Origin of the sequence: Gordonia sp. NPDC062954, assembly GCF_044543825.1 — a bacterium.
Classification (GTDB): Bacteria; Actinomycetota; Actinomycetes; order Mycobacteriales; family Mycobacteriaceae; genus Gordonia; species Gordonia tangerina.
On record NZ_JBITWL010000004.1, the window covers coordinates 64,278 to 83,744 of the forward strand.

14 protein-coding genes and 1 riboswitch are annotated in these 19,467 nt (G+C 68.6%); of the genes, 5 read left to right on the top strand and 9 right to left on the bottom strand.

Translation table 11 applies throughout. From position 1 onward, the window contains the following. Positions 1-3 precede the first annotated feature (3 nt). Genes ACIGKQ_RS05830 through ACIGKQ_RS05845 form a run of 4 tightly spaced genes read right to left on the bottom strand, consistent with a single transcriptional unit; the run spans position 4 to position 6,315 of the window. On the bottom strand, positions 4-924 hold the full coding sequence (locus tag ACIGKQ_RS05830) for a hypothetical protein (RefSeq protein WP_328714763.1): 921 nt from the start codon (positions 922-924) through the stop codon (positions 4-6). A gap of 51 nt (positions 925-975) precedes the next feature. Beyond that, a complete protein-coding gene (nbtC, locus tag ACIGKQ_RS05835) occupies positions 976-4,215 on the bottom strand; it encodes a nocobactin polyketide synthase NbtC (RefSeq protein WP_396572693.1) in 3,240 nt (1,079 codons plus the stop codon). Next, positions 4,208-5,524 (bottom strand): polyketide synthase, encoded by a 1,317-nt coding sequence (locus tag ACIGKQ_RS05840; RefSeq protein WP_396572695.1) that lies wholly within the window; start codon positions 5,522-5,524, stop codon positions 4,208-4,210. Before ACIGKQ_RS05840 ends, nbtC begins: the two co-directional genes overlap by 8 nt. Beyond that, on the bottom strand, positions 5,524-6,315 hold the full coding sequence (locus tag ACIGKQ_RS05845; RefSeq protein ID WP_396572697.1) for a thioesterase II family protein: 792 nt from the start codon (positions 6,313-6,315) through the stop codon (positions 5,524-5,526). Before ACIGKQ_RS05845 ends, ACIGKQ_RS05840 begins: the two co-directional genes overlap by 1 nt. A 65-nt stretch (positions 6,316-6,380) precedes the next feature. Here ACIGKQ_RS05845 and ACIGKQ_RS05850 point away from each other — a divergent pair, with 65 nt between their 5' ends. Further along, positions 6,381-7,022 carry a GNAT family N-acetyltransferase gene (locus tag ACIGKQ_RS05850; protein WP_396572872.1) on the top strand — a complete coding sequence of 214 codons (642 nt, stop codon included), beginning with the start codon at positions 6,381-6,383 and terminating at the stop codon, positions 7,020-7,022. Between the two features lie 10 nt (positions 7,023-7,032). On the opposite strand, the gene ACIGKQ_RS05855 is transcribed toward ACIGKQ_RS05850, so the two are convergent. From ACIGKQ_RS05855 to ACIGKQ_RS05865, 3 genes are read right to left on the bottom strand one after another with little or no spacing between them, the layout of a single operon-like run. Further along, a complete protein-coding gene (locus tag ACIGKQ_RS05855) occupies positions 7,033-8,346 on the bottom strand; it encodes a SidA/IucD/PvdA family monooxygenase (protein WP_235725813.1) in 1,314 nt (437 codons plus the stop codon). Then, positions 8,346-11,948 carry an amino acid adenylation domain-containing protein gene (locus ACIGKQ_RS05860; RefSeq protein WP_396572699.1) on the bottom strand — a complete coding sequence of 1,201 codons (3,603 nt, stop codon included), beginning with the start codon at positions 11,946-11,948 and terminating at the stop codon, positions 8,346-8,348. The genes ACIGKQ_RS05855 and ACIGKQ_RS05860 overlap by 1 nt, the downstream gene beginning before the upstream one ends. Continuing rightward, positions 11,945-13,315, bottom strand: a complete 1,371-nt coding sequence (locus ACIGKQ_RS05865; RefSeq protein ID WP_396572701.1) for a salicylate synthase — start codon at positions 13,313-13,315, stop codon at positions 11,945-11,947. Before ACIGKQ_RS05865 ends, ACIGKQ_RS05860 begins: the two co-directional genes overlap by 4 nt. Positions 13,316-13,441: 126 nt before the next feature. Between ACIGKQ_RS05865 and ACIGKQ_RS05870 the strand changes: the two genes are divergently transcribed. Together ACIGKQ_RS05870 and ACIGKQ_RS05875 are read left to right on the top strand one after the other, a co-directional pair. After that, positions 13,442-13,672, top strand: a complete 231-nt coding sequence (locus ACIGKQ_RS05870) for a hypothetical protein (protein WP_396572702.1) — start codon at positions 13,442-13,444, stop codon at positions 13,670-13,672. Further along, on the top strand, positions 13,665-15,341 hold the full coding sequence (locus ACIGKQ_RS05875; protein ID WP_396572704.1) for a (2,3-dihydroxybenzoyl)adenylate synthase: 1,677 nt from the start codon (positions 13,665-13,667) through the stop codon (positions 15,339-15,341). Before ACIGKQ_RS05870 ends, ACIGKQ_RS05875 begins: the two co-directional genes overlap by 8 nt. Positions 15,342-15,363: 22 nt before the next feature. Here the strand turns inward: ACIGKQ_RS05875 and ACIGKQ_RS05880 are convergent, their stop codons facing one another. Both ACIGKQ_RS05880 and ACIGKQ_RS05885 read right to left on the bottom strand, forming a co-directional pair. Further along, entirely contained in the window at positions 15,364-16,119 is a 756-nt protein-coding gene (locus ACIGKQ_RS05880) for a siderophore-interacting protein (RefSeq protein WP_235725817.1), read from the bottom strand. 58 nt (positions 16,120-16,177) lie between these two features. Next, positions 16,178-16,525 carry a GNAT family N-acetyltransferase gene (locus ACIGKQ_RS05885; protein WP_235725818.1) on the bottom strand — a complete coding sequence of 116 codons (348 nt, stop codon included), beginning with the start codon at positions 16,523-16,525 and terminating at the stop codon, positions 16,178-16,180. 187 nt (positions 16,526-16,712) lie between these two features. Beyond that, a riboswitch (TPP riboswitch) is annotated at positions 16,713-16,828 on the top strand. Here ACIGKQ_RS05885 and thiC point away from each other — a divergent pair. Next, entirely contained in the window at positions 16,820-18,496 is a 1,677-nt protein-coding gene (thiC, locus tag ACIGKQ_RS05890; protein ID WP_396572705.1) for a phosphomethylpyrimidine synthase ThiC, read from the top strand. Its footprint overlaps the riboswitch before it by 9 nt. Beyond that, entirely contained in the window at positions 18,496-19,356 is an 861-nt protein-coding gene (thiD, locus tag ACIGKQ_RS05895; protein WP_235725820.1) for a bifunctional hydroxymethylpyrimidine kinase/phosphomethylpyrimidine kinase, read from the top strand. The genes thiC and thiD overlap by 1 nt, the downstream gene beginning before the upstream one ends. The last annotated feature ends 111 nt before the right edge of the window (positions 19,357-19,467 follow it).

Consider the following 19,467-nt stretch of genomic DNA (forward strand, 5'->3'; position numbering starts at 1 on the left):
CGGTCAGAGGCTGCAGGGGATCTGCGCGTAGGAACCGATGTCACAGATCGACCGGTTCGACAACTTCCACTGGCCGCCCTGCCAGACCCAGTACACCGGCATGCGGGCCGGCTGGTAGCCCGGCGACTTCAGTTCCAGCGTCGCCTTGGCGGTGTTGCCGTTCACGGTGACCGGCCCGGTCACGTTGTAGGTGAAACCGAGCGGCTTGAACCGCTGGAGCAGCAGCACGATGGGCTGCGCCTGGTTCACTGCGCGCTGACCACCCTCCAGACGCTGCGCCTTCTGGGCATTCGATCCGCCACCGACGAGGACGTCGAGGTCGTTCTGAAGCTGACCGACCGTCGGCGTCGCCCGCGATGCGGTGGTCGTCTGGGTGGTCTGCTGAGTCTGCTGGGTCGGCTGCTGCGGGGCTGCCTCAGGCACCGCGCCCGGTGCCAGTCCTCCACCGGAGGCGCCGCCACCGGCGGGCAGGTCGGCGCTGCTGCCCTCGCCGGGCGGGCCGAGCACCTCCCCCTTGGGCCCGGCCGCGATCGACGGGTTCGCGGCACCGGCCGGCGGTGCGGCAGACGCCGGCGCACCGGCGGTGGGCGCCTGCTGCGGCAGCTGTCCCTGTGCGGAACCCAGGTTGACCACCGTGGGCTGCGCGGATGATGCCGACGTGCCCTGCCCGATGTCGGACAGCAACAGACCGACCACACCGATCGTCACGATCAGCGCGGAGATGATCGCCGAGACGCCGCCGGCCACGAGCACGGTCGGCCAGCTGACGCCCCCGGCCGGGCCATTCGGGGCGTCGCCCGAGTCATCTGCCGGCTCGTCGGTCGGGGTGTCCACGGCGCTGTCGGCCGCGGACTGCTCTGGCGTTGCCGAGTAGGCCTGGGCACCGATCGGTCCGGTGGCGGTGTCGTCGTAATCGCTCGACATGGGCTCGCTCCCCTCACTGGGCCCGTGCTGTTTCATTAGCCTGACCTTACTTCATCGACCTGCAGGGATGTCAGGAGCCATCAGGGCGATGACCTCCCGCAACGTCGCACCACCGAGTATCGCCTCGATCGGGAGGTCCTGGCCGAGCGTGGCCTGCACTCGCTTGCGTAGGTCGAGGGCCTGCAGTGAATCCAGACCGAGTGCTACCAGCGGAAGATCGGGGTCGAGATCCATTCCGCCCGCCGGCAAGCCCATCGCGCCGGCGAGTTCGGCGCGGAGCAGTTCGGCCTGGCCAGATTTGGTCGTCCCAGGACCCGCTTCGACACTGTCGGCGCCAGGTGCAGGAGTGTCGACTGTCTCCATCGGAGTGACCGGGGGCGGTGCCGCGGGTGCCGGATCGCCGACAGACGGCGTGGGGCTGTCACCGACCTCGGTCAGGATCTGCGCGGCTCCCAGCACACTCAGCAATGCACGCAACTCGCCGAAGTCGGCGGCGAGGACGACGCTGTCACCGGACAGATCCGCGAATCCCGCCGCGATGGCCGCAGCGGGAGCCATCGGGATCACCCCGGCGCCCGCCACCCGGGCCACACCGTCGGCGTCGAGCGGCCCTTGAGCCTGCCACAGTCCCCACTGCACCGACACCGCGTTGATCCCGTCGGCGCGCAGCTCGGCGGCCGTGACGTCGAGCATCCGGTTTGCCATCGCGTACAGGGCCTGGTCACGGCCGCCCAGCGTCGCGGCCAGCGACGAACACAGCACCACGCGCACATCGTCGACCTGTGGGACGGCGCGGATGACGTTGCCGATGCCGACGACCTTGGCGCGGGTGGCGGTCGCGATGTCCGTGGTGGAGATGGTTTCCATCGGCCCCGCCACATAGTTCAGGGCCGCGTGCAGGACCACGCTGACGGGTTCGGGCAGGCGGGCCGCGAGGTGGTCGATCGCGGCCTCGTCGCCGATGTCGCAGGCGACCACGTCGATGACCGTCTGGTATCGACGGCGGATGGCGTCGATACGGCCGAGTGCCTCCGCCGTGCCGCCCGAGCGGCTGACCAGCGTGATGCGGCCGGCGCCCCCCGACGCGAAGTGCGCACAGAATTCCAGTCCGAGCTTGCCGGTGCCGCCGGTGATGAGGACGTGTGGCGTGTCTGCCCGCAGCGGCGCGGCGGTCGTCGCATCGGGTGCGGCGGGGATCAGTCGTTTCACGAATGGCGAGCCCCCGCGCAGCGCGATCTCCGGTTCGTCGGCGATGTGCAGCGCGGACAGCACAGCGGATGCCCGCTCGCCGGCGGACGCAGTGTCTTCGGCGGCGCCGAGGTCGAGGTGTCGGAACCGGGTACCCGGGTGTTCGGCGGCCGCGCACCGCAGCGCGGAGCTCACCGAGGCCTGGACCAGATCCGGTGCCGTTCCGTCTCCGGCCGCGTCGCTGTCCACCGATTCACCATCGATCGTCAGCCACCAGAACTGTTCGACGAGCGGCCCCGGGCCGGGCCGCCAGCGTCCGTCGGCGAGAACAGCTGCGAGGTGATCGCCGGCCGTGTCGGGTTTGGTGCCCGGCAGGCCGGTCAACAGCAGCACGGTGTCGAACGCCGACTCCGGTTGCTGCCCTTGACCGTCGGTCGTCGTCGGGTCGACCACGTCGGCGACTGCGCCGTGATCCGGAGCCGCCGCACAGATCTGCGCGGCCAGGTCCGCGCATTGACCGGTGGGATCGAGCACCGCGATCTTTCTCGGCGCCTGGGTCTTGCGGCGCTTCAACGGAAGCCAACCGGCCTGCAGACGATGCGCGGCCCGGCCGACCTGCCGGGCGGCCCAGTCCGGCGAATTGACGTCGTCGCCGAGCCCGGATTCGCGGTCGGCCCACAGATGGACCCGGCGCATCACGGTGTTCGGGAACCCTTCCAGCGGTGGCCGCGGAGTCGCCTGCGCGTCGGCGTCCCCCAGCGCGTCCCACCGGAATCCGGTGTCGGCGACGGCCACCGCGGCGACGTTGCGCGTGAATTCGGCCAGGCCATCGGCATCACGCCGCGACGTACCGAGGATCTGTCGACTCGATCCGGCATCGTCGACCCCGGCCAGCGTCTCGCCGATCGCGAGCAACAGAGTGGGGTGTTCGGACATCTCGACGAACAGGTTGGCGCCATGGGTCCGCGCGGCATCGCTGATCGCCTTGTCGAAGCGCACCCGGTTGCGCAGATTCCAGAACCAGTAGTCGCCCAACGACATCGACTCGTCCAGAGCCCCGCCGAGTGTCGCGCCGACGCACGGCAGCCCGCCGGACAGCATCGACTCATTCTCCAGGTAGGTGCCCAGCGCGTCGAGGAAGGCAGGCTGGTACTCGCTGACGATGCTGGTGTGCGCCGGGTACTCGACGCGAATCTCCTTGGCGAATTTGCCTTGGGCGGTGAGCGATTCCACCATCTCGAGCACTGTGTCCCGTTGGCCGGAGATGCACAGGATGTGGGCGGAGTTGACCACCGACAGCTGCGCCCACCCAGAGTGGCGAGCCAGCATGTCCTCGCATTCGTCGACGTCGATGCCGACGACGGCCATCGTGTGCCCGCGCGGCGACAGCTCGTGGACCAGCCGGGCGCGGATGGTCACGATCGTCAACGCATCCGGCAACGTCATCGCACCACTGCGGTAGGCGGCGGCGATCTCACCCTGCGAGTGCCCGACGGTGACCGCGGGCGCCACTCCGGCGGCGTCCCACATCGCGGTGAGCCCCACCATCTGCATGAACAGGGCCGGCTGGATCACCCGGACATCGGATGCCGCCGGGTCGTCCTCGGCGAGCTCGCCGAGCACGTAGTCGCGCGGCGACGTGCCGAACAGTCGCATCGACTGTGTGTGACATTCCTCCACCGCGCGCCGATACGGTTCGGAGAGTGCGTGATACCCCCGTCCCATGCCGGGTCGCTGGCTGCCCTGGCCGGGGAAGGTGTAGGCGATCTGCCGGGATGTGGCGGCGCCGGCACCGACGATGACGTCGGGATGCGGCCGTCCCTCGGCGAGTGCGTCGAGCGCGCCGGCGAGCTGATGAGGCTCGGTGGCGAGGATAAGTGCGCGATGCCGGCGGGCCGGCCGGGTGCGCAGCAGCTGATCGGCGACGGCGGCCACCGGCACACCCGGATGTGTTCGGACGTAGTCGTGCAGGGCTGCGGCCTCGGCTGCGATGAGCTCTGCGGCATCGGAACTCACCAGCACCGGCACCCGCCCGTCGGGCATCCGCGGTCCCGCGAACGGGGCTGCGGCACCCGACATTGCGCGTGTGGTCGTCTCAGACATGGGCTGCCTCGCTCTCCGCGACCGGCATCGAGATGATGGCGTGGGCGTTGGTTCCCGACACCCCGAAACTCGACACCGCGGCGTAGCGGCGGTCTCCGCGCGCCTGCCACGGCTGTGTCGTCGTCGACAAGCGCAACCCGCCGCGATCCCAGTCGATGGCGGCGGTGGGGTCGTCGGCATACAAGCTCGGCACGGTCATCCCGTGTCGGCCACACTGCAGCACCTTGATGAGTCCGAGGATGCCCGCGGCCGCCTGTGCGTGTCCCGCGTTGGATTTCACCGACCCGAGCAGGACCGGGCGGTCGGCTGGCCGGGCGGCACCGTAGGTGTTCTGCAATGCCTCGAGTTCCATCGGATCGCCCAGCGGCGTACCGGTGCCGTGTCCTTCGATCACGTCGACGTCGGCCGGGCACACCCCGGCGGCAGCGATGGTGCGATCGACCAGCTGCTGCTGGGCGCGTGCACTGGGCACGACGATCGGGCCGCCGCCACCGTTGTGGTTGACCCGCGTGCCGAGCACGGTGCCGTAGATGCGATGGCCGAGCCGCCGTGCGCGGCCCTCCGGTTCCACCACCACCACGCCGGCACCCTCGCCCCACAGGGTGCCGGTGGCGCCGGCACTGTAGGAACGGCAGTGTCCGTCGTCGGCCAGTCCGTTGTTCTTGGCGAACTCGAAGAAGGCGCCGGGAGAGCCCATCACGCACACACCGCCGGCGAGCGCCCACTCGCATTCCCCCGACCGCACGGCGTTGGCGGCCAGATGCAGCGCGGTCAACGACGACGCGCACGCGGTGTCGACGGTCATCGACGGGCCGACCGTACCCAGGACGTGCGAGATCCGGCCGGCCACCGCACCCAGCGCGGTACCGGCGATGCGATGACCGGAGTAGTCGTTGACCGCGGCAGCGCGCGGCCCGTACTCGGCGATCGAGGCACCCATGTAGACGCCGACCTCATGGTCGCGCAGCGCCGCGGGATTGATTCCAGTGTTCTCCAGCGCCCGCCACGCCACTCGCATCGCGACACGCTGCTGTGGGTCCATGGCGACCGCCTCACGGGGACTCACCCCGAAGAACAGCGGGTCGAAATCGGCCGCGCCGCGCAGAAATCCGCCGGCATCGGAAACCTCACCCCAGCCCTCGAGTGCGCCGAGCGCCAGCACCTGATCGACCGGCCAGTCGCGGTCCCGCGGAAACGGTTCGATGAGTTCCACACCGTCGGCCAGTGCGGCGAAGAAGTCCTCGGGTGTCTCGATCCCACCGGGCGCCTCCACCGCCATGCCGGCGATGACGACGGGTTCGACGCTCATCAGTGGCCCACCCGGTGGGTGGCCGCGTCGCGGGTCTCGACGAGCACCTCGAGGATCTCCGTGTCGTTGGCGTCGAGGTAAAAATGTCCCCCGTCGAGGACGCTGACCGTGACGTCGTCGGCGTGCTGGGTCCAGGTGTGCAGGTCGTGCGGCCGGATCACCGGGTCGTCTGCGCCACCGAGCACCGTGATCGGCGCGGCGATGCGCGCATCGGTTGTCGCGCTGTACGCGTCGAACGCCTGGTAGTCGGCGCGTAGCACCGGCAGCGCCATCCGCATGACGGCGTCGCTGCCCATCACCGCTCCCCCGGTGCCGTCGAGCGCCGACAGATGCGCCATCAACCTGTCGTCGTCGGTCGGATGCGGCGGGAGGTCGGCGACCTTGCTGGGCGCGGTCGCCGCCGAAACCACCAGTCCCGCGATCGGTACCGCCGAACCCTCCGCGCGGCGAACGAATTCGAACGCGACGATGGCGCCGAGGCTGTGGCCGAAGACGGTCAGCGGGCGTTCGGATGCGTCCGGTCGGGCGAGATAGGCCGTGTGCGCTTCGGCGGCCAGATCGGTGAGAGCGGTGGCTGCCGGTTCACGCATCCGGTCCTGGCGCCCGGGGTATTGCATGATCAGCACGGTGAACTCGCGACTGAACAGTTCCGACAGCGCGCGATAGGCCGATGCCCCGGCGCCGGCATGCGGAAACACCAGCAGCGGAGGGAGGCCGGGTCGCAGCGGCTGATGGAACTGCCGCAGCGCACCGAGGGCGGGGCGGGCGGTGCCGGTCTGGTTCTGCGTCATGTCAACTTCCTGTGTGGGTTAGCCTGGCCAGCATGTCCACTCGAGACCGAACGGAGCCGACCCTCATGGAATCCGCCGCTGCCGGGACGCCCGATGGGTACACCATCGGCCGCGAGATCACCGATGTCGGAGCGGATGTGGTCGCCGCCGGCGGCCCGGTGGTACCGGCGCTGACCGGCCGTTTCCGGTTGCGGGCGGTGGACCCGACCGGCGACGACCCGGCGATGCTGGTGTCGTGGTTCGCTCGGCCGCATCTGGTGGAAACCTGGGAGCAGGAGTGGTCGGAGGCGAAGTGGCGGGCCGACTCGACGCACCGCCTCGCCGGCGACTATTCGCGTCCGCTGATCGTCTCGCTCGACGGAACCGAGATCGGTTACGTCGAGCTGTACCGGCCCGCTCGTGACGAGATCGCGCGGCTGTACCCGGTGGACCCGTACGACATGGGCATCCACATCGCGACCGCTGACCCGGCACTCACCGGCCGCGGCGTGATGTCGGGGTGGCTCGCCGAGTTGGCGCAGGCTCTCTTCGATGCCGATTCTCGTTGTCGGCGTGTGGTTCTGGAGCCCGATGCGCGCAACTCGCGAGTTCGCCGCGCACTGACCCGTCACGGGTGGACCGATGCGGGTGAGTTCGATGTGCGGCCGGATCGGCGGATCGCCCTGCACATCCTGGGCCGCACCCCGGCCGACGTGCCGCAGCTGTGATCCGAGCATGTCAGCGTTCCTCACTCAGGACGGCCGCGCGTGCACCGCGGCCCTGACGCTCGGTGATCCGTAGCACCCGGTTGGACAGTTCGCCGAGCGAACTCAGGTTAGGGAAGCCCGGACCTTGTGCAAACCCGGCGAGGTTGGGTAGGAACAACTTCGGCGTCAGGCCAGTGACGGCGAGGTCGTGACCGATGGCCGACTCGATGCGTTCGAGCGTGGGCGGCCAGCCCAGTGTCAGTTCCAACAGATCCGCGGCGTCGTCGGTGAACAGGTCCAGGAACCATAGTGGTTGCCCGCCGGTCGCGTCGACGACGAGGTCGAAGGTGAGGGTCTGCGGGGCGCGCCCTTCGTTGTGCAGTGTCACCGCGATCAGCTCACCGGCCCGGCGGGCCGCCACCACGCGACCCTGCAGATGCTGGATACGACTGTCGCCGAGCAGGTTTTCCTGCACGCTGACCGAGAAGACACCGCGGTCGGTGCGCCGGATCACGTCGCGCCGTTCGGCCGGCGAGATGGCCGACCATCCGGTCGGATCGCTGAACATGGCGTTCTCGAAGTAACTCTCGCCACGTGTGTAGATGGTGGCGCCCGGCGAGATCACCGAGACCGACATGACCTCGTGGCGGGCCAATTCGTCGAGGGCAGAACCTGCGGTCTCGCCGCCACCGATGACCGCGGCGCGGGAGGCCACGGGCAGGTCGCGGCGCGAGACGCGGTCCCAGAACGCGGCAACCGACAGCACGTGCTCGTCGTCGAGGATCGCGGTGTCGCTCGATCCGGGTCCGGTGATCATGAGCGCATCGCCCACCACCTCACTGCTGCCGCCGTCGGGCATGGCGATCTGCAGGCTCCACTGGTCGTCGTCGGCGGAGACCGAACGCACGGTGCCGATGGTGATGTCGAGGTCGATGCGGGTGGCCACCCACTGCAGGTAGCGCGCCCACACATGGTGATGCGGGTTGGGGCGACCTCGGTCGATCCACTCGGCGTAGGTCTGGTGTTCCACCAGGAACGACATCCAACTGTAGGCCTGCATGCGGCGGCTGATCTCGGCGTTGAGGTCGCTGTGTGCAGTGCGGCCGGTGACCGTCGACCGGTAGGGGAAACCGATGTCCTTCTCGGGTCCCGTGCCGAGCCGGTGACGACCGTCGGTCCAGCCGCCGATGGACTGCCAGTTCGCGCCCACCGCATGCGATTCCACCACACGGACGTGCGGCGCCGGCAGCCCGAGTCCACGCATCACGGAGGCTTTGGCGGCCACGGCGATCGCCTTCGGGCCGGCCCCGATCACCAGGAGGGTCTGCGGAGGTCGAGTGCTCATCAGCGCGATCCCCCGGCCAGTTCGGCATCGGTGAGTTCAGCCTCGTCCATGGCCGCCACCTCGAGGTAGATCGCCGCCACCTGGTAGAGCCGGCCGGGCTGTTCGTCGGCCGCATCCACGCGCTGCGCGAGTTCACGCACCGTACGGGCGGTGAAGATGTCGACCACACCGATCTGCGGGGCGTCGAGCCACTCCCGGGCGCGCGCCACCACGGCGGTCGCGAGGACCGAATCGCCGCCGACGGCGAAGAAGTCGTCGGTCACCCCGATCCGGGCGGGGTCGGCGCCGAGCACCTCGACGACGATCATCAACAGCGCCCGCTCGAGGTCGTCCGCCGGTTCCACCCTCTGATGGTTGCCGGCGCCGGTGTCGTCGAACACCGCGGCGATCGCGGCGCGGTCGAGTTTGCCGTTCCCGGTCAGCGGGAGCTCGTCGAGGATCTCGATGGTGGCCGGGATCATGTAGGCAGGCAACAACTCCCGCAGCGCAGCGGCGATCGTTTCGGCGGACGGCCCCGTGGCGGCGGTGTCGTCGGTGGTGACCGCGGCGGCCAGACTGCGGGCACCGCCGGGCGCGGTGAGCACGGTCGCGACTGCGTGACGAACACCGTCGACCGATCGCAAGGCACCCTCGACCTCACCGAGTTCGACCCGGAATCCACGGATCTTGACCTGATGGTCTGCCCGACCCAGGAATTCGATAGTGCCGTCCGGCCAATACCGCGCCAGATCGCCGGTGCGATACCACCGGTGGCCGTCACGTTCGATGAACCGTTGCGCGGTGCGCTCGGGATCGTTGCGGTATCCGTGCGCCACACCGGCACCGCCGACCCAGAGTTCACCGGTGACCCAGTCCGGGCAGTCGCGGTCGGCCGAATCGACGATGCGACACATCACGTTGCGCAGCGGGGTTCCGAACGGCACCGACGTCCACTGCGCCGGCGGATCGACGACCTCGCAGACGGTCCCGTGAATGGCGATCTCGGTGGCACCGCCCAAGCCGGCGAAGCGGGCGCCGGGTGCCAACGCATGCAGGCGGCGCGGTAGGTCGACGCCCACCCAGTCCCCACCGAGCAACACCGCGCGCAGCGAATCTCCGAGCCCGGCAGATCCTTCCTCGGCGACGGTCAGCAGCATGTCCAGCGCACTGGGGACGCAGGTGAGGATCGACGCGCGATGGGTGCGCAGCAGATCGAGCCAGCCGGCCGGGTCGCGGGCATCGTCGGCGTCCACCGCGATGACGGCACCGCCGGCGCTGTAGAGGCCGAAGATGTCGTAGACGGAGATGTCGAACTCGAGTGCCGCCACGGTCAGCGAGCGATCCTCGGGGCCCACCGCGAAGCGGTCGTTGATGTCGTCGATGGTGTTCATCGCGGCCCGGTGCGGCACCTCGACACCCTTGGGCGTGCCGGTGGAGCCGGAGGTGAACAGGATGTAGGCGATCGATTCCGGGTCGGGCAGCACGGCTTGCGTGAACGGCGCGCGATGCGTCCTGGCGTGGGCGAGGTCGATGCCGACGACCCCGTCGAGCATGTCGTCGAGCGCGCCGTCGGCGCCGAGGACCACCCGGATGTCGCCGGTGGACAGGATCGTCGCGCGGCGCGTGACCGGCTGGTCGTGACCGATCGGTACCCAGGTGGCCCCGGTCGCGAACACCCCGAGTGTGGCCACCACCTGGTCGGGCCCCTTCGGGATCTGCACGCCGACCGCGTCGCCGGGAAGCACCCCTGCATCGCGCAGGGCGCCGGCCACCGCGAGTGCCTGACCCGCCAGTTCGCCGTAGCTCAGCGTGCCGCCACGCCAGAACAGGGCGGCGCGGTTGGGTTCGGCGACGGCGCGGGTGAAGAATTCCTGGTGCAGCACTCGCCCACTGCTCGGTGCGGCGGTGTCGTTGACCCGTCGTCGCACCTCCCGCTGCAGGGCGGGCAGCGCGGGGACAGCTGTACCCAGCCAGCCGGAGTCCCCGTCGGTCAGCCGTTCGATGGCCGAGATGTAGTGCGCGAACATCGCTTCCACCACGCCCGGCGGAAACGCCGCAGCGCGCACATCCCAGTTGAGCAGCAGGCCGCCGCGCACCTCGGTCACCTGTGCGTCCAACGTCACCTGCGGGCCCTGCGACACGATCCAGGAGGGGTCGCCGAGGCGGGCCAGCACGTCCTCGGAGAAGAGCTCGCCGAGTCCCAGTGCACTGGTGTAGACCACCGGAGCCAACACCTGTTCGCCGCGGGCACGCCCCAGGTCGCGCAGGACCTCCAACGCTCCGTAGCTGGCGTGTGACCCGTTGGCGTGCATCGTTGTCTGCATCGACCGGGCCAGGTCGAGCATCGATCGGGTGTGCCGGACGTCGACATCGATGAGCACCGACGAGCTGAAGTCCCCGGACACCCGATCGATCTCGGGATGCAGGGGCTCGCGGTGGAAGAGAGGGACATTGAGCAGGAAGCGATCGTCGCTGGACCATGCCCCGATGGTGGCGGCGAACACCGCGGCAAGCGCGATCGCGGGCGTCACGCCGCGCTGGTGCGCGGAACCGAGCAGAGTCTCCTTGGTGTCGGCGTCGATCCAATGATGATGACGCACCACGCTGTTGGGTCGTTCGCGGTGATTGTCGATGGTGCCGGCGGACTCGCTGCGGGCGGGCAAGGCCGGTCCGGACGGCAGTTCGTCGAGTCGTTCCGACCACCAGCGGCGGTCCCGGTCACGGTTCGGTTCGGGGCGCTCGGCGCGATAGGTGAGGTAGTCGCGGTAAGTCACCTCGGCCGCGGGCTGCGCCTGACCGTCATACAGTGCGACGAGGTCGGCGAGCAGCATCCGATAGCTCATCGCATCCGCGGCGAGCATGTCGATGTCGAAGTGCAGGCGATGGCGCCCGTCCGGCAACAGGGTCAGGGTCAGGTCGTACACCTGACCTGCGGCGACGTCGAGCATCTGGTGGCTCTTGGTGTCGCGGAGGACCGCCAGTTCGCGTTCGATCGCCGCCGGGGTTTCGGCACGGAGATCGTTGACCATCAACGGATCTCGGCCGAGGTGGTCGAGCACCTGTTGAGTGCCGTCGGGCCGGAAGCGGGCCCGGAGCATGGGATGGCGCTGGACGAGATCATCGGCGGCGGCGCGCAGACGATCGACATCAATTCCGGCGCCGTCGAATTCGACGTAGAGGTGGGCGGCCACCCCGCCGAGGTCGGCGGCATCGGTGCGGCCGATCCAGTACGCATGCTGCATGGGGGCGAGGGGAAACGCGGCGTCGTCCGAATCCGCGGTGCCGTCGGCGAGATTCTGGGTTCCGTCGGCGAGATTCTGGGTTCCGTCGGCGGGTTTCGGGGTTCTGTCGGCGGGTTTCGGGGCGTTGTCGCTGGTTGCCGGGGTTCTGTCGGCGGCGGCCAGCATCCGGGTCCACGCGTCGACGGTCGGCTCGGCAGCGAGTTGGGCAAAGTTGAGTCGGTGCCCGCGTTTACGCCAGCCGCCGGCGATCTTCATCATCCGGATCGAGTCCAATCCGAGGGAGATGAGGTCGGCGTCGTCGGCGATCTCGTCGCGTGGGATTCCCAGCGCGTCGACGATGGCGTCCTTGACCTCGTCGTGCGGTCTCATGGACTCACTCATCGGCCACCTCCCCCGCGTCGCACCACATACGGCGCGACGCTGTCGAGCTTCTCGCAGGTCTCTTCGAATTCGCGCGCCGGGGTGGACTGACCGACGATCCCCGCACCCGCTTGCAGCCACGCGGCTTCGTCGGTGGCGAACACCGTGCGCAACGCCAGGGTGGCTTCGAGTTCACCGGCCGACGACGCCGTGATCACCGCACCGGAGTACAAGCCGCGAGACTCCGGCTCCAGTCGATAGATCGCCTCCAACGCAGGTGCTTTCGGGATTCCGGAAGCGGTGATGGATGGGAACAACACCGACAGCGCCTGCCAGGGATCGGCATTCGGGGCCAACTGCCCGGCCACCGTCGAGGCGAGATGCTGCACGCTGCCGCGCTCGCGCACCACCATGTACTCGCTGACCGCAGTGCTACCCGGGGTGGCGATCGAGGCGATCTCCTCGATACATGCGCGTACCGACATTGAGTGTTCCACAACCTCTTTCGGATCAGACAGCAGATCGGCGCGGGCAGCCGCGTCGTCGGCGTCACCGCGTCCGAATGCTCTCGTGCCGGCCAGCGGTTCGGTAACCACCCGTCGGTCGGCATCGACGGCAACCACCAACTCGGGGCTGAACCCGGCGCCCGACATCGCGCCGAGTCGGAACAGATAGGACCGGGCCGGATCGTTGGCCTCGCGCCCCCGGACGAAGGTGGCCGAGATGTCGATGTCGAACGGGATGTCGACACGCCGCGACAGGATGACCTTCTGGTAGTCGCCTCGGGCGATCTCGTCGACCGCGCGGGCGACCCGGCCGCGGTAGTCGTCCCGGTCATCGGACACATCGACGGGCATCACATCGACCGCCGCAGACTCGGGCGGCGCCGTTGCTCGCGCAGCGACCGCCAGCAGTCGTGCTGCGCGATCCGGGTCGGTGTCACCGGTGTCGATGTGGGCGGGATCGACGGTGTCGGGTTCGATGACCAGCTCCACCTCGGGCACGATCAGATGCGCCAGCTCCGCGTCTTCGGGAACCCGCTCGAGCAGACCATGACGGGGCGCACAGAAATCGAATCCCACCCACCCGTAGACACGCCACGTCGACGACTTGAGGCCGGCCAGCGCATCGGCGATCACACGGGCTGGGTCTCCCGACCACTCGGTCGTCGTTCGTGAGTGCCCGTCGACGACGTCGACCGTGCTGCGGGTGAGGATCAGCCGTGCACGCACACCGGCCGCGAACACCCAGCGACCTTCACGCTCGTACACCAGGTACTCGTCGAACTCGCCCGATGCGGCCCACGCGGCGCAGATCCGGGCCGCGGAGAGCGGCGGACGCAGGTCGTCGGCCACACCCCCGGCGGCCGCTTCAACGGTCAGCGACATGACCGAGTCCTCCTCGCACAAGCTCGTGATTCGTACAACCCCCGTTAGGTAAGGCTAAACGATGGAGGCGGACAACCGAAGCTCACATCGGTAAGCCTGGCCTTATCGGTGTGTTTGAATACCCCCATGAGTGCCCGGAGATCGTCGTGGCGGCGGCGAGTGAACATCCCGGTCGTGATCGCCGCCGCGGGCGTCGCCGCGGTGATCTCGGCGTTCGCGGTGGCCCTCGTCCTGATCGGACTGGTCATCGCCGACGGTCGGAGCCCCGCACCGCAACCGCAGCCCAGCGTGATCGACATCGGCGCCGGAACCTCGGCCGTCTTGGGCTTCCACACGACGGCGGCCGCCCATGTCTGACGTCGGCACATCTGACACGACCTCGGTCGCCGATCTGCAGCTCGGCTTCCGCCCCCACCCCGATGCAATCGCCGCGCGCTATCGCGACGCAAGCATCTTTCCCGACCTGCCGTTGTGGCACCCACTCGAACGCGCCGCGGCCCGGCACCCGGATGCGCCCGCCGTCACCGATACCGCGACCACCGACCACCTCACCCTCAGCTATGCCGAGCTGTATGCCGCCGTGTTGCGCCGGGCGGCAGGCTTCGTGCAGGCCGGCCTGCGGCCGGGTCAGCGGGTGATCCTGCAGCAACACAACTCGGCGGCGTTCGTCATCACGCTGTTCGGGCTGCTGCGCGCCGGTGTGGCGCCGGTGATGACGCTGCCCGCGCATCGGGTCAGCGAGATCGCACACCTCGCCGCCGGTTCCGCTGCCGTCGCCTACATCACCGAGGACGACCGTCGCGGATACGACTACCGCGAATTGGCCGCGGATCTGCAGCGACGCGTCGGCACGGTGGGGACTGTGTTCGTCGACGGCGACCCCGGCGTGTATGCCGCACTGCCCGATGCCGACCCGGAGACCACCGGATTGCCGTCGGCCGAGGACACCGACCCGGACGCGCCGGCACTGTTCCTCATCTCCGGCGGCACCACCGGGCTGCCGAAACTCATCGCGCGGACCCACAATGACTACGCCTACAATGCGCGCCGCTCCGCCGAGGTGGCCGAACTCACTGCGGCCGACACGTATTTGGTGGCGCTGCCCGGTGCCCACAATTTCCCGCTGTGTTGTCCCGGGATGCTCGGGGTGATGACGGTTGGGGGGCACACCGTCGTCACCGACAACCCCAGCCCGGACAACACCTTCGACCTGATCGAGCGCTACCGGGTCACCGTGACCGCACTCGTCCCGGCGCTGGCCCAGGTGTGGTGCGCGGCCACCGAGTGGGAACCCGCCGACATCAGCAGTCTCCGACTGCTTCAGGTGGGTGGCGCCAAGCTGGCCGAACCCGACGCCGTCGCACTCGATGCCGCACTGGGCGACGTGGTCCAGCAGGTGTTCGGGATGGCCGAGGGACTCATCTGCTACACCCGCCTCGACGACCCCCGCGAGTTGGTGCACGCGGTGCAGGGTGCACCGATGTCGGAGTTCGACGAGGTGCGGGTGGTCGATGAGAACGGTGACGACGTGCCCGACGGCACCGACGGCGAACTGCTGGTACGCGGTCCGTACACGATCCGCGGCTACTACCGCGCCGACGAGCATAATGCACGCTCGTTCACCCCGGAGGGCTTCTACCGGTCCGGCGACCGGGTACGCCGACTGCCGTCGGGCCATCTGGCGGTGACCGGCCGGATCAAGGACACCATCGTGCGGGCCGGTGAGAACGTCGCTGCCGATGACGTCGAGGAGAATCTGCTCGCCCACGAGTCGATCCGTGCAGCCGCAGTCGTCGGCCTAGCCGACGAGTCGTTGGGTGAAAAGATCTGCGCCGCCGTGGTGCTGTCGCACGATCATCCGCGGGGACGCGAACTGACGCTCCCTGAGGTCCGCACGTTCCTCGCCGAACGTGGACTCGCGTCGTTCAAACTGCCCGACCGCCTGGTGGTGGTGCCCACCCTGCCGGTCACCGCGGTCGGGAAGATCGACAAGGCGGTGCTGGTCCGGTCGCTGCAGGAGCCGTGACCGGGCTCACGCCTCGGCGTCGTCAGGAAGCCGGACCGTTCTCCCGCCAGTAGGCCTGGGCCTTCACGTTGGCCTTGCCAAGCTTGTAGTCATTCTTGAACAACCCGGACACCGCGCGTGTGGACTTCATGTCCAGGGCGACGAACCCGTGATGATCGGTGGCGTCGAACGCGGCATCGCGGACCGCATCGGTCAGCGCCGTGCCGTCACGCTTGATCCAGTTGATGGTGTCCTGGTCGCGCAGTCGCAGCGGTAGCGACGTGTCGGATTCGTGCACGTACTCGAACCAGATCGTCGCCGGCGCCGACGGGTTCGACGACGCGGAGATCGCGTCGAGCAGCGAGTTGATTGCCGGCAGCGCCGCGGTGTCGCCCGCGATCAGCCAGCCCTTGGGGGCCGGGTCGCCGATGGCGAACTTCGACCCCATGAAGGTCGACGAGATGGTGTCGCCGGGCCGGGCCGACTGCGCCCACCGGGTGGCTGCGCCGTCGTGGATGGCGAACTCGAGGGAGAACGAGTCGGTCGCCGGGTCCGGATCGACAAGGGTGTAGGCGCGCTGATGGAGCTTGCCGTGCTTGTTCTCGAACCAGATGCGCAGCCACATCGTCGGGTGGACCGGGCGGTCGGCGAGCAGGCCGCCACCGGTGAAGCCGAGCCGGATGTAGTCGTCGGTGACCGGTTCATTGCTGGTCACGGTGAGCTCGTAGTCGTCGGCACCCATGAGCTTGAGGACGGCGCCCTGCCACCCGCGCGACTTGGACTTGGTCTGTTCCGCCATGTGACACGGCCTTCCCTCGACAGCAACTTCCGTCAGGGTAGCCTAACTTAGGCTGCGCTCACGCCGGCGCCAGCGGCACGATCCCCGGATGGGAATCGAGGTACGACTTGGTGAACGAGCAGACCGGCCTCAGCCGAGCTCCTTGGTCACGCACATACGCGATGGCCCCGACCATCAGGCGGGTGCCGAGACCGTGGCCGGTGTATTCGTCGTAGAGCACGGTGTGCAGGATCGTGATTGTCGGTTTTCCCTCGCTGACCTCGGTGCTGTACCCGAGCACGCCGACGAGGTCGCCGGCCACCCACAGCTCGAACCTGTCGCGGTCGGGATTGTGGACCACCTGGGCGATCTGCTGCAGAATCGCCTGCGCAGACTGTGGTGGTCGATGCTGATGCTTCCTCTGCACAATCCCTCCTGAACGCGGCGGATCGCCGGCGGCGGGGCTCCCCTCCCGACACCGACGTAGGACCCTATGTGATCCCTGTCACAGGCTACCCTACGATGGCGTAGGTTGTCGGTCGCGGCCCCCGGCCCGCACCGAGCACGGCGACGTCGTAGGGTGGTGCTGATCCCGGCGGACGCCGCGATCGACAAATTGAACACGCGGGGGCTCCCACGATCACCGGGGGCTGAGATGGCGACGGGACGGTCGCCGACCGCCTGAACCTGTCCGGGTAATGCCGGCGTAGGGAGTCGCATCATGGGAACACGTGTATCCGAAACTGCCGTCTCGACTGTCACCCAGGGACCGATCGAGGGAAGCAGCAAGCACTACCGCGAGATCGATCATCTCCGGGTTCCGGCGCGACGCATCCAGCTGACCAACGGCGAGCACCTCGACGTCTACGACACGTCCGGTCCATACACCGACGTGACCGCGACCATCGACGTGGAGCAGGGATTGCCGCCGACTCGCGATGCGTGGCACCGACCCGAACCAGTGAACGGGGCGTCGACGCAGCTGGCGTGGGCACGCGCCGGCATCGTCACCGACGAGATGCGCTTCATCGCCGCACGTGAGGGTGTCGAGGTGGAACTCGTGCGTGCCGAGGTCGCCGCAGGACGTGCGGTGATCCCCGCCAATCACCGTCATCCCGAATCCGAACCGATGATCATCGGCAAGCGGTTCGCGGTGAAGGTCAACGCCAACATCGGAAATTCGGCAGTCACCAGTTCGATCGCCGAGGAGGTGGAGAAGATGGTGTGGGCCACCCGATGGGGCGCCGACACCATCATGGACCTGTCCACAGGTCGCGACATCCACATGACCCGCGAATGGATCATGCGCAACTCCCCGGTCCCGGTTGGCACGGTGCCGATCTATCAGGCGCTGGAGAAGGTCAACGGTGATCCCACCAAGCTGACGTGGGAGATCTACCGCGACACCGTGATCGAGCAGGCCGAGCAGGGCGTGGACTACATGACCGTGCACGCCGGGGTGTTGCTGCGGTATGTGCCGCTCGCGGCCCGGCGGGTCACCGGCATCGTCTCGCGCGGCGGATCCATCATGGCCGCCTGGTGTCTGGCGCATCACCAGGAGTCGTTCCTCTACACCCACTACGAGGAGCTGTGCGAGATCTTCGCCCGCTACGACATCACCTTCTCGCTGGGTGACGGTCTGCGGCCCGGCTCGATCGCCGACGCCAACGACGAGGCGCAGTTCGCCGAGCTCCGCACCCTTGGCGAACTCACCACGATCGCCAAATCGCATGGTGTGCAGGTGATGATCGAAGGACCGGGCCACGTACCGATGCACAAGATCGCCGAGAACGTGCGACTCGAAGAAGAGTTGTGCGAAGAGGCGCCGTTCTACACGCTCGGACCGTTGGCCACCGACATCGCACCTGCCTATGACCACATCACCTCGGCCATCGGCGCCGCGATGATCGCGCAGGCCGGCACCGCGATGCTGTGCTACGTGACGCCCAAAGAGCATCTGGGACTACCCAATCGCGATGACGTCAAGGTCGGTGTGATCACCTACAAGATCGCCGCTCACAGCGCCGACCTCGCCAAGGGGCATCCGGGCGCGCAGGAGCGCGACGACGCGCTATCCAAGGCGCGCTTCGAGTTCCGCTGGACCGACCAGTTCAACCTGGCCCTCGATCCGGATACCGCACGCGAATATCACGACGAGACGATGCCCGCCGAACCGGCCAAGACCGCGCACTTCTGCTCGATGTGCGGGCCGAAGTTCTGCTCGATGCGCATCTCGCAGGATGTGCGCGACTACGCCGAGCAGAACGGCCTGGTGACCGCCGAGGACATCGACCGCAAGATCGCCGAGGAGATGGCCGCCAAGTCGGCGGAGTTCGCCGAGCACGGCAACCGGGTCTATCTACCGTTGGAGGCCGCGGCCGGAGGCTCCCCCACCTGATGACCGATGACCTCCGATTACCCACGGCGCCACCCGGTGTGACGCCGCGACGGGTTCTCACCATCGCGGGTTCGGACTCGGGCGGCGGCGCCGGCATCCAGGCCGACATGCGCACCTTCGCGCTTCTCGGACTGCATGCCTGCGTCGCCGTGACAGCGGTGACGGTGCAGAACACGGTGGGCGTGCAGGATTTTGCGGAGATCGCGCCGGCGACGGTGGCCGCGCAGATGCACAGCGTGGTCACCGACATCGGCGTCGGGGCGGCCAAGACCGGGATGCTGGCCTCGGCACCGATCATCGAGGCCGTCGCCGCGGCATGCGGCGAGCTCGGCGTCGGTCGCGATCGGCCCGTCCCGCTGGTCGTCGACCCGGTGTGTGCGTCGATGCACGGTGACCCCTTGTTGGCTGCCGAAGCCCTGGAGACGTTGCGTTCCACCTTGATCCCCATCGCCACCGTGGTGACGCCGAACCTCGACGAGGTGCGGCTGATCACCGGCATCGACGTCGTCGACGCCGCGTCGCAACAGGACGCGGCCCGCGCCTTGCACGCGCTGGGGGCACAATGGGCGCTGGTCAAGGGCGGGCACCTGCGCACGTCGGCCCAGAGCCCCGACCTGCTGTTCGACGGCGAGCACTTTCACGAGTTCGCCCATCCTCGCATCGAGACCGGGCACGATCACGGCGCCGGGGACACCCTCGCGGCGGCCACCGCCGGTGCGCTCGCGCACGGATATGGGGTGCCAGACGCGATCGACTTCGCCAAGCGGTGGGTGACCAGGGGACTCGAGGCCGCCTACCCGCTTGGGGCCGGGCACGGTCCGGTCAACCCGCTGTGGCGGGTGTCAGAGCGTCCCGACTGACCGCCGCGGCGAACGCGGCACCCACGACCGAAATGCACCCCAGCGAAACAGCCCAGGGGGCGCATTTCGAGGGTTCGACGCGGCCATTGCCGAGCCCGGCCATAATGCGGT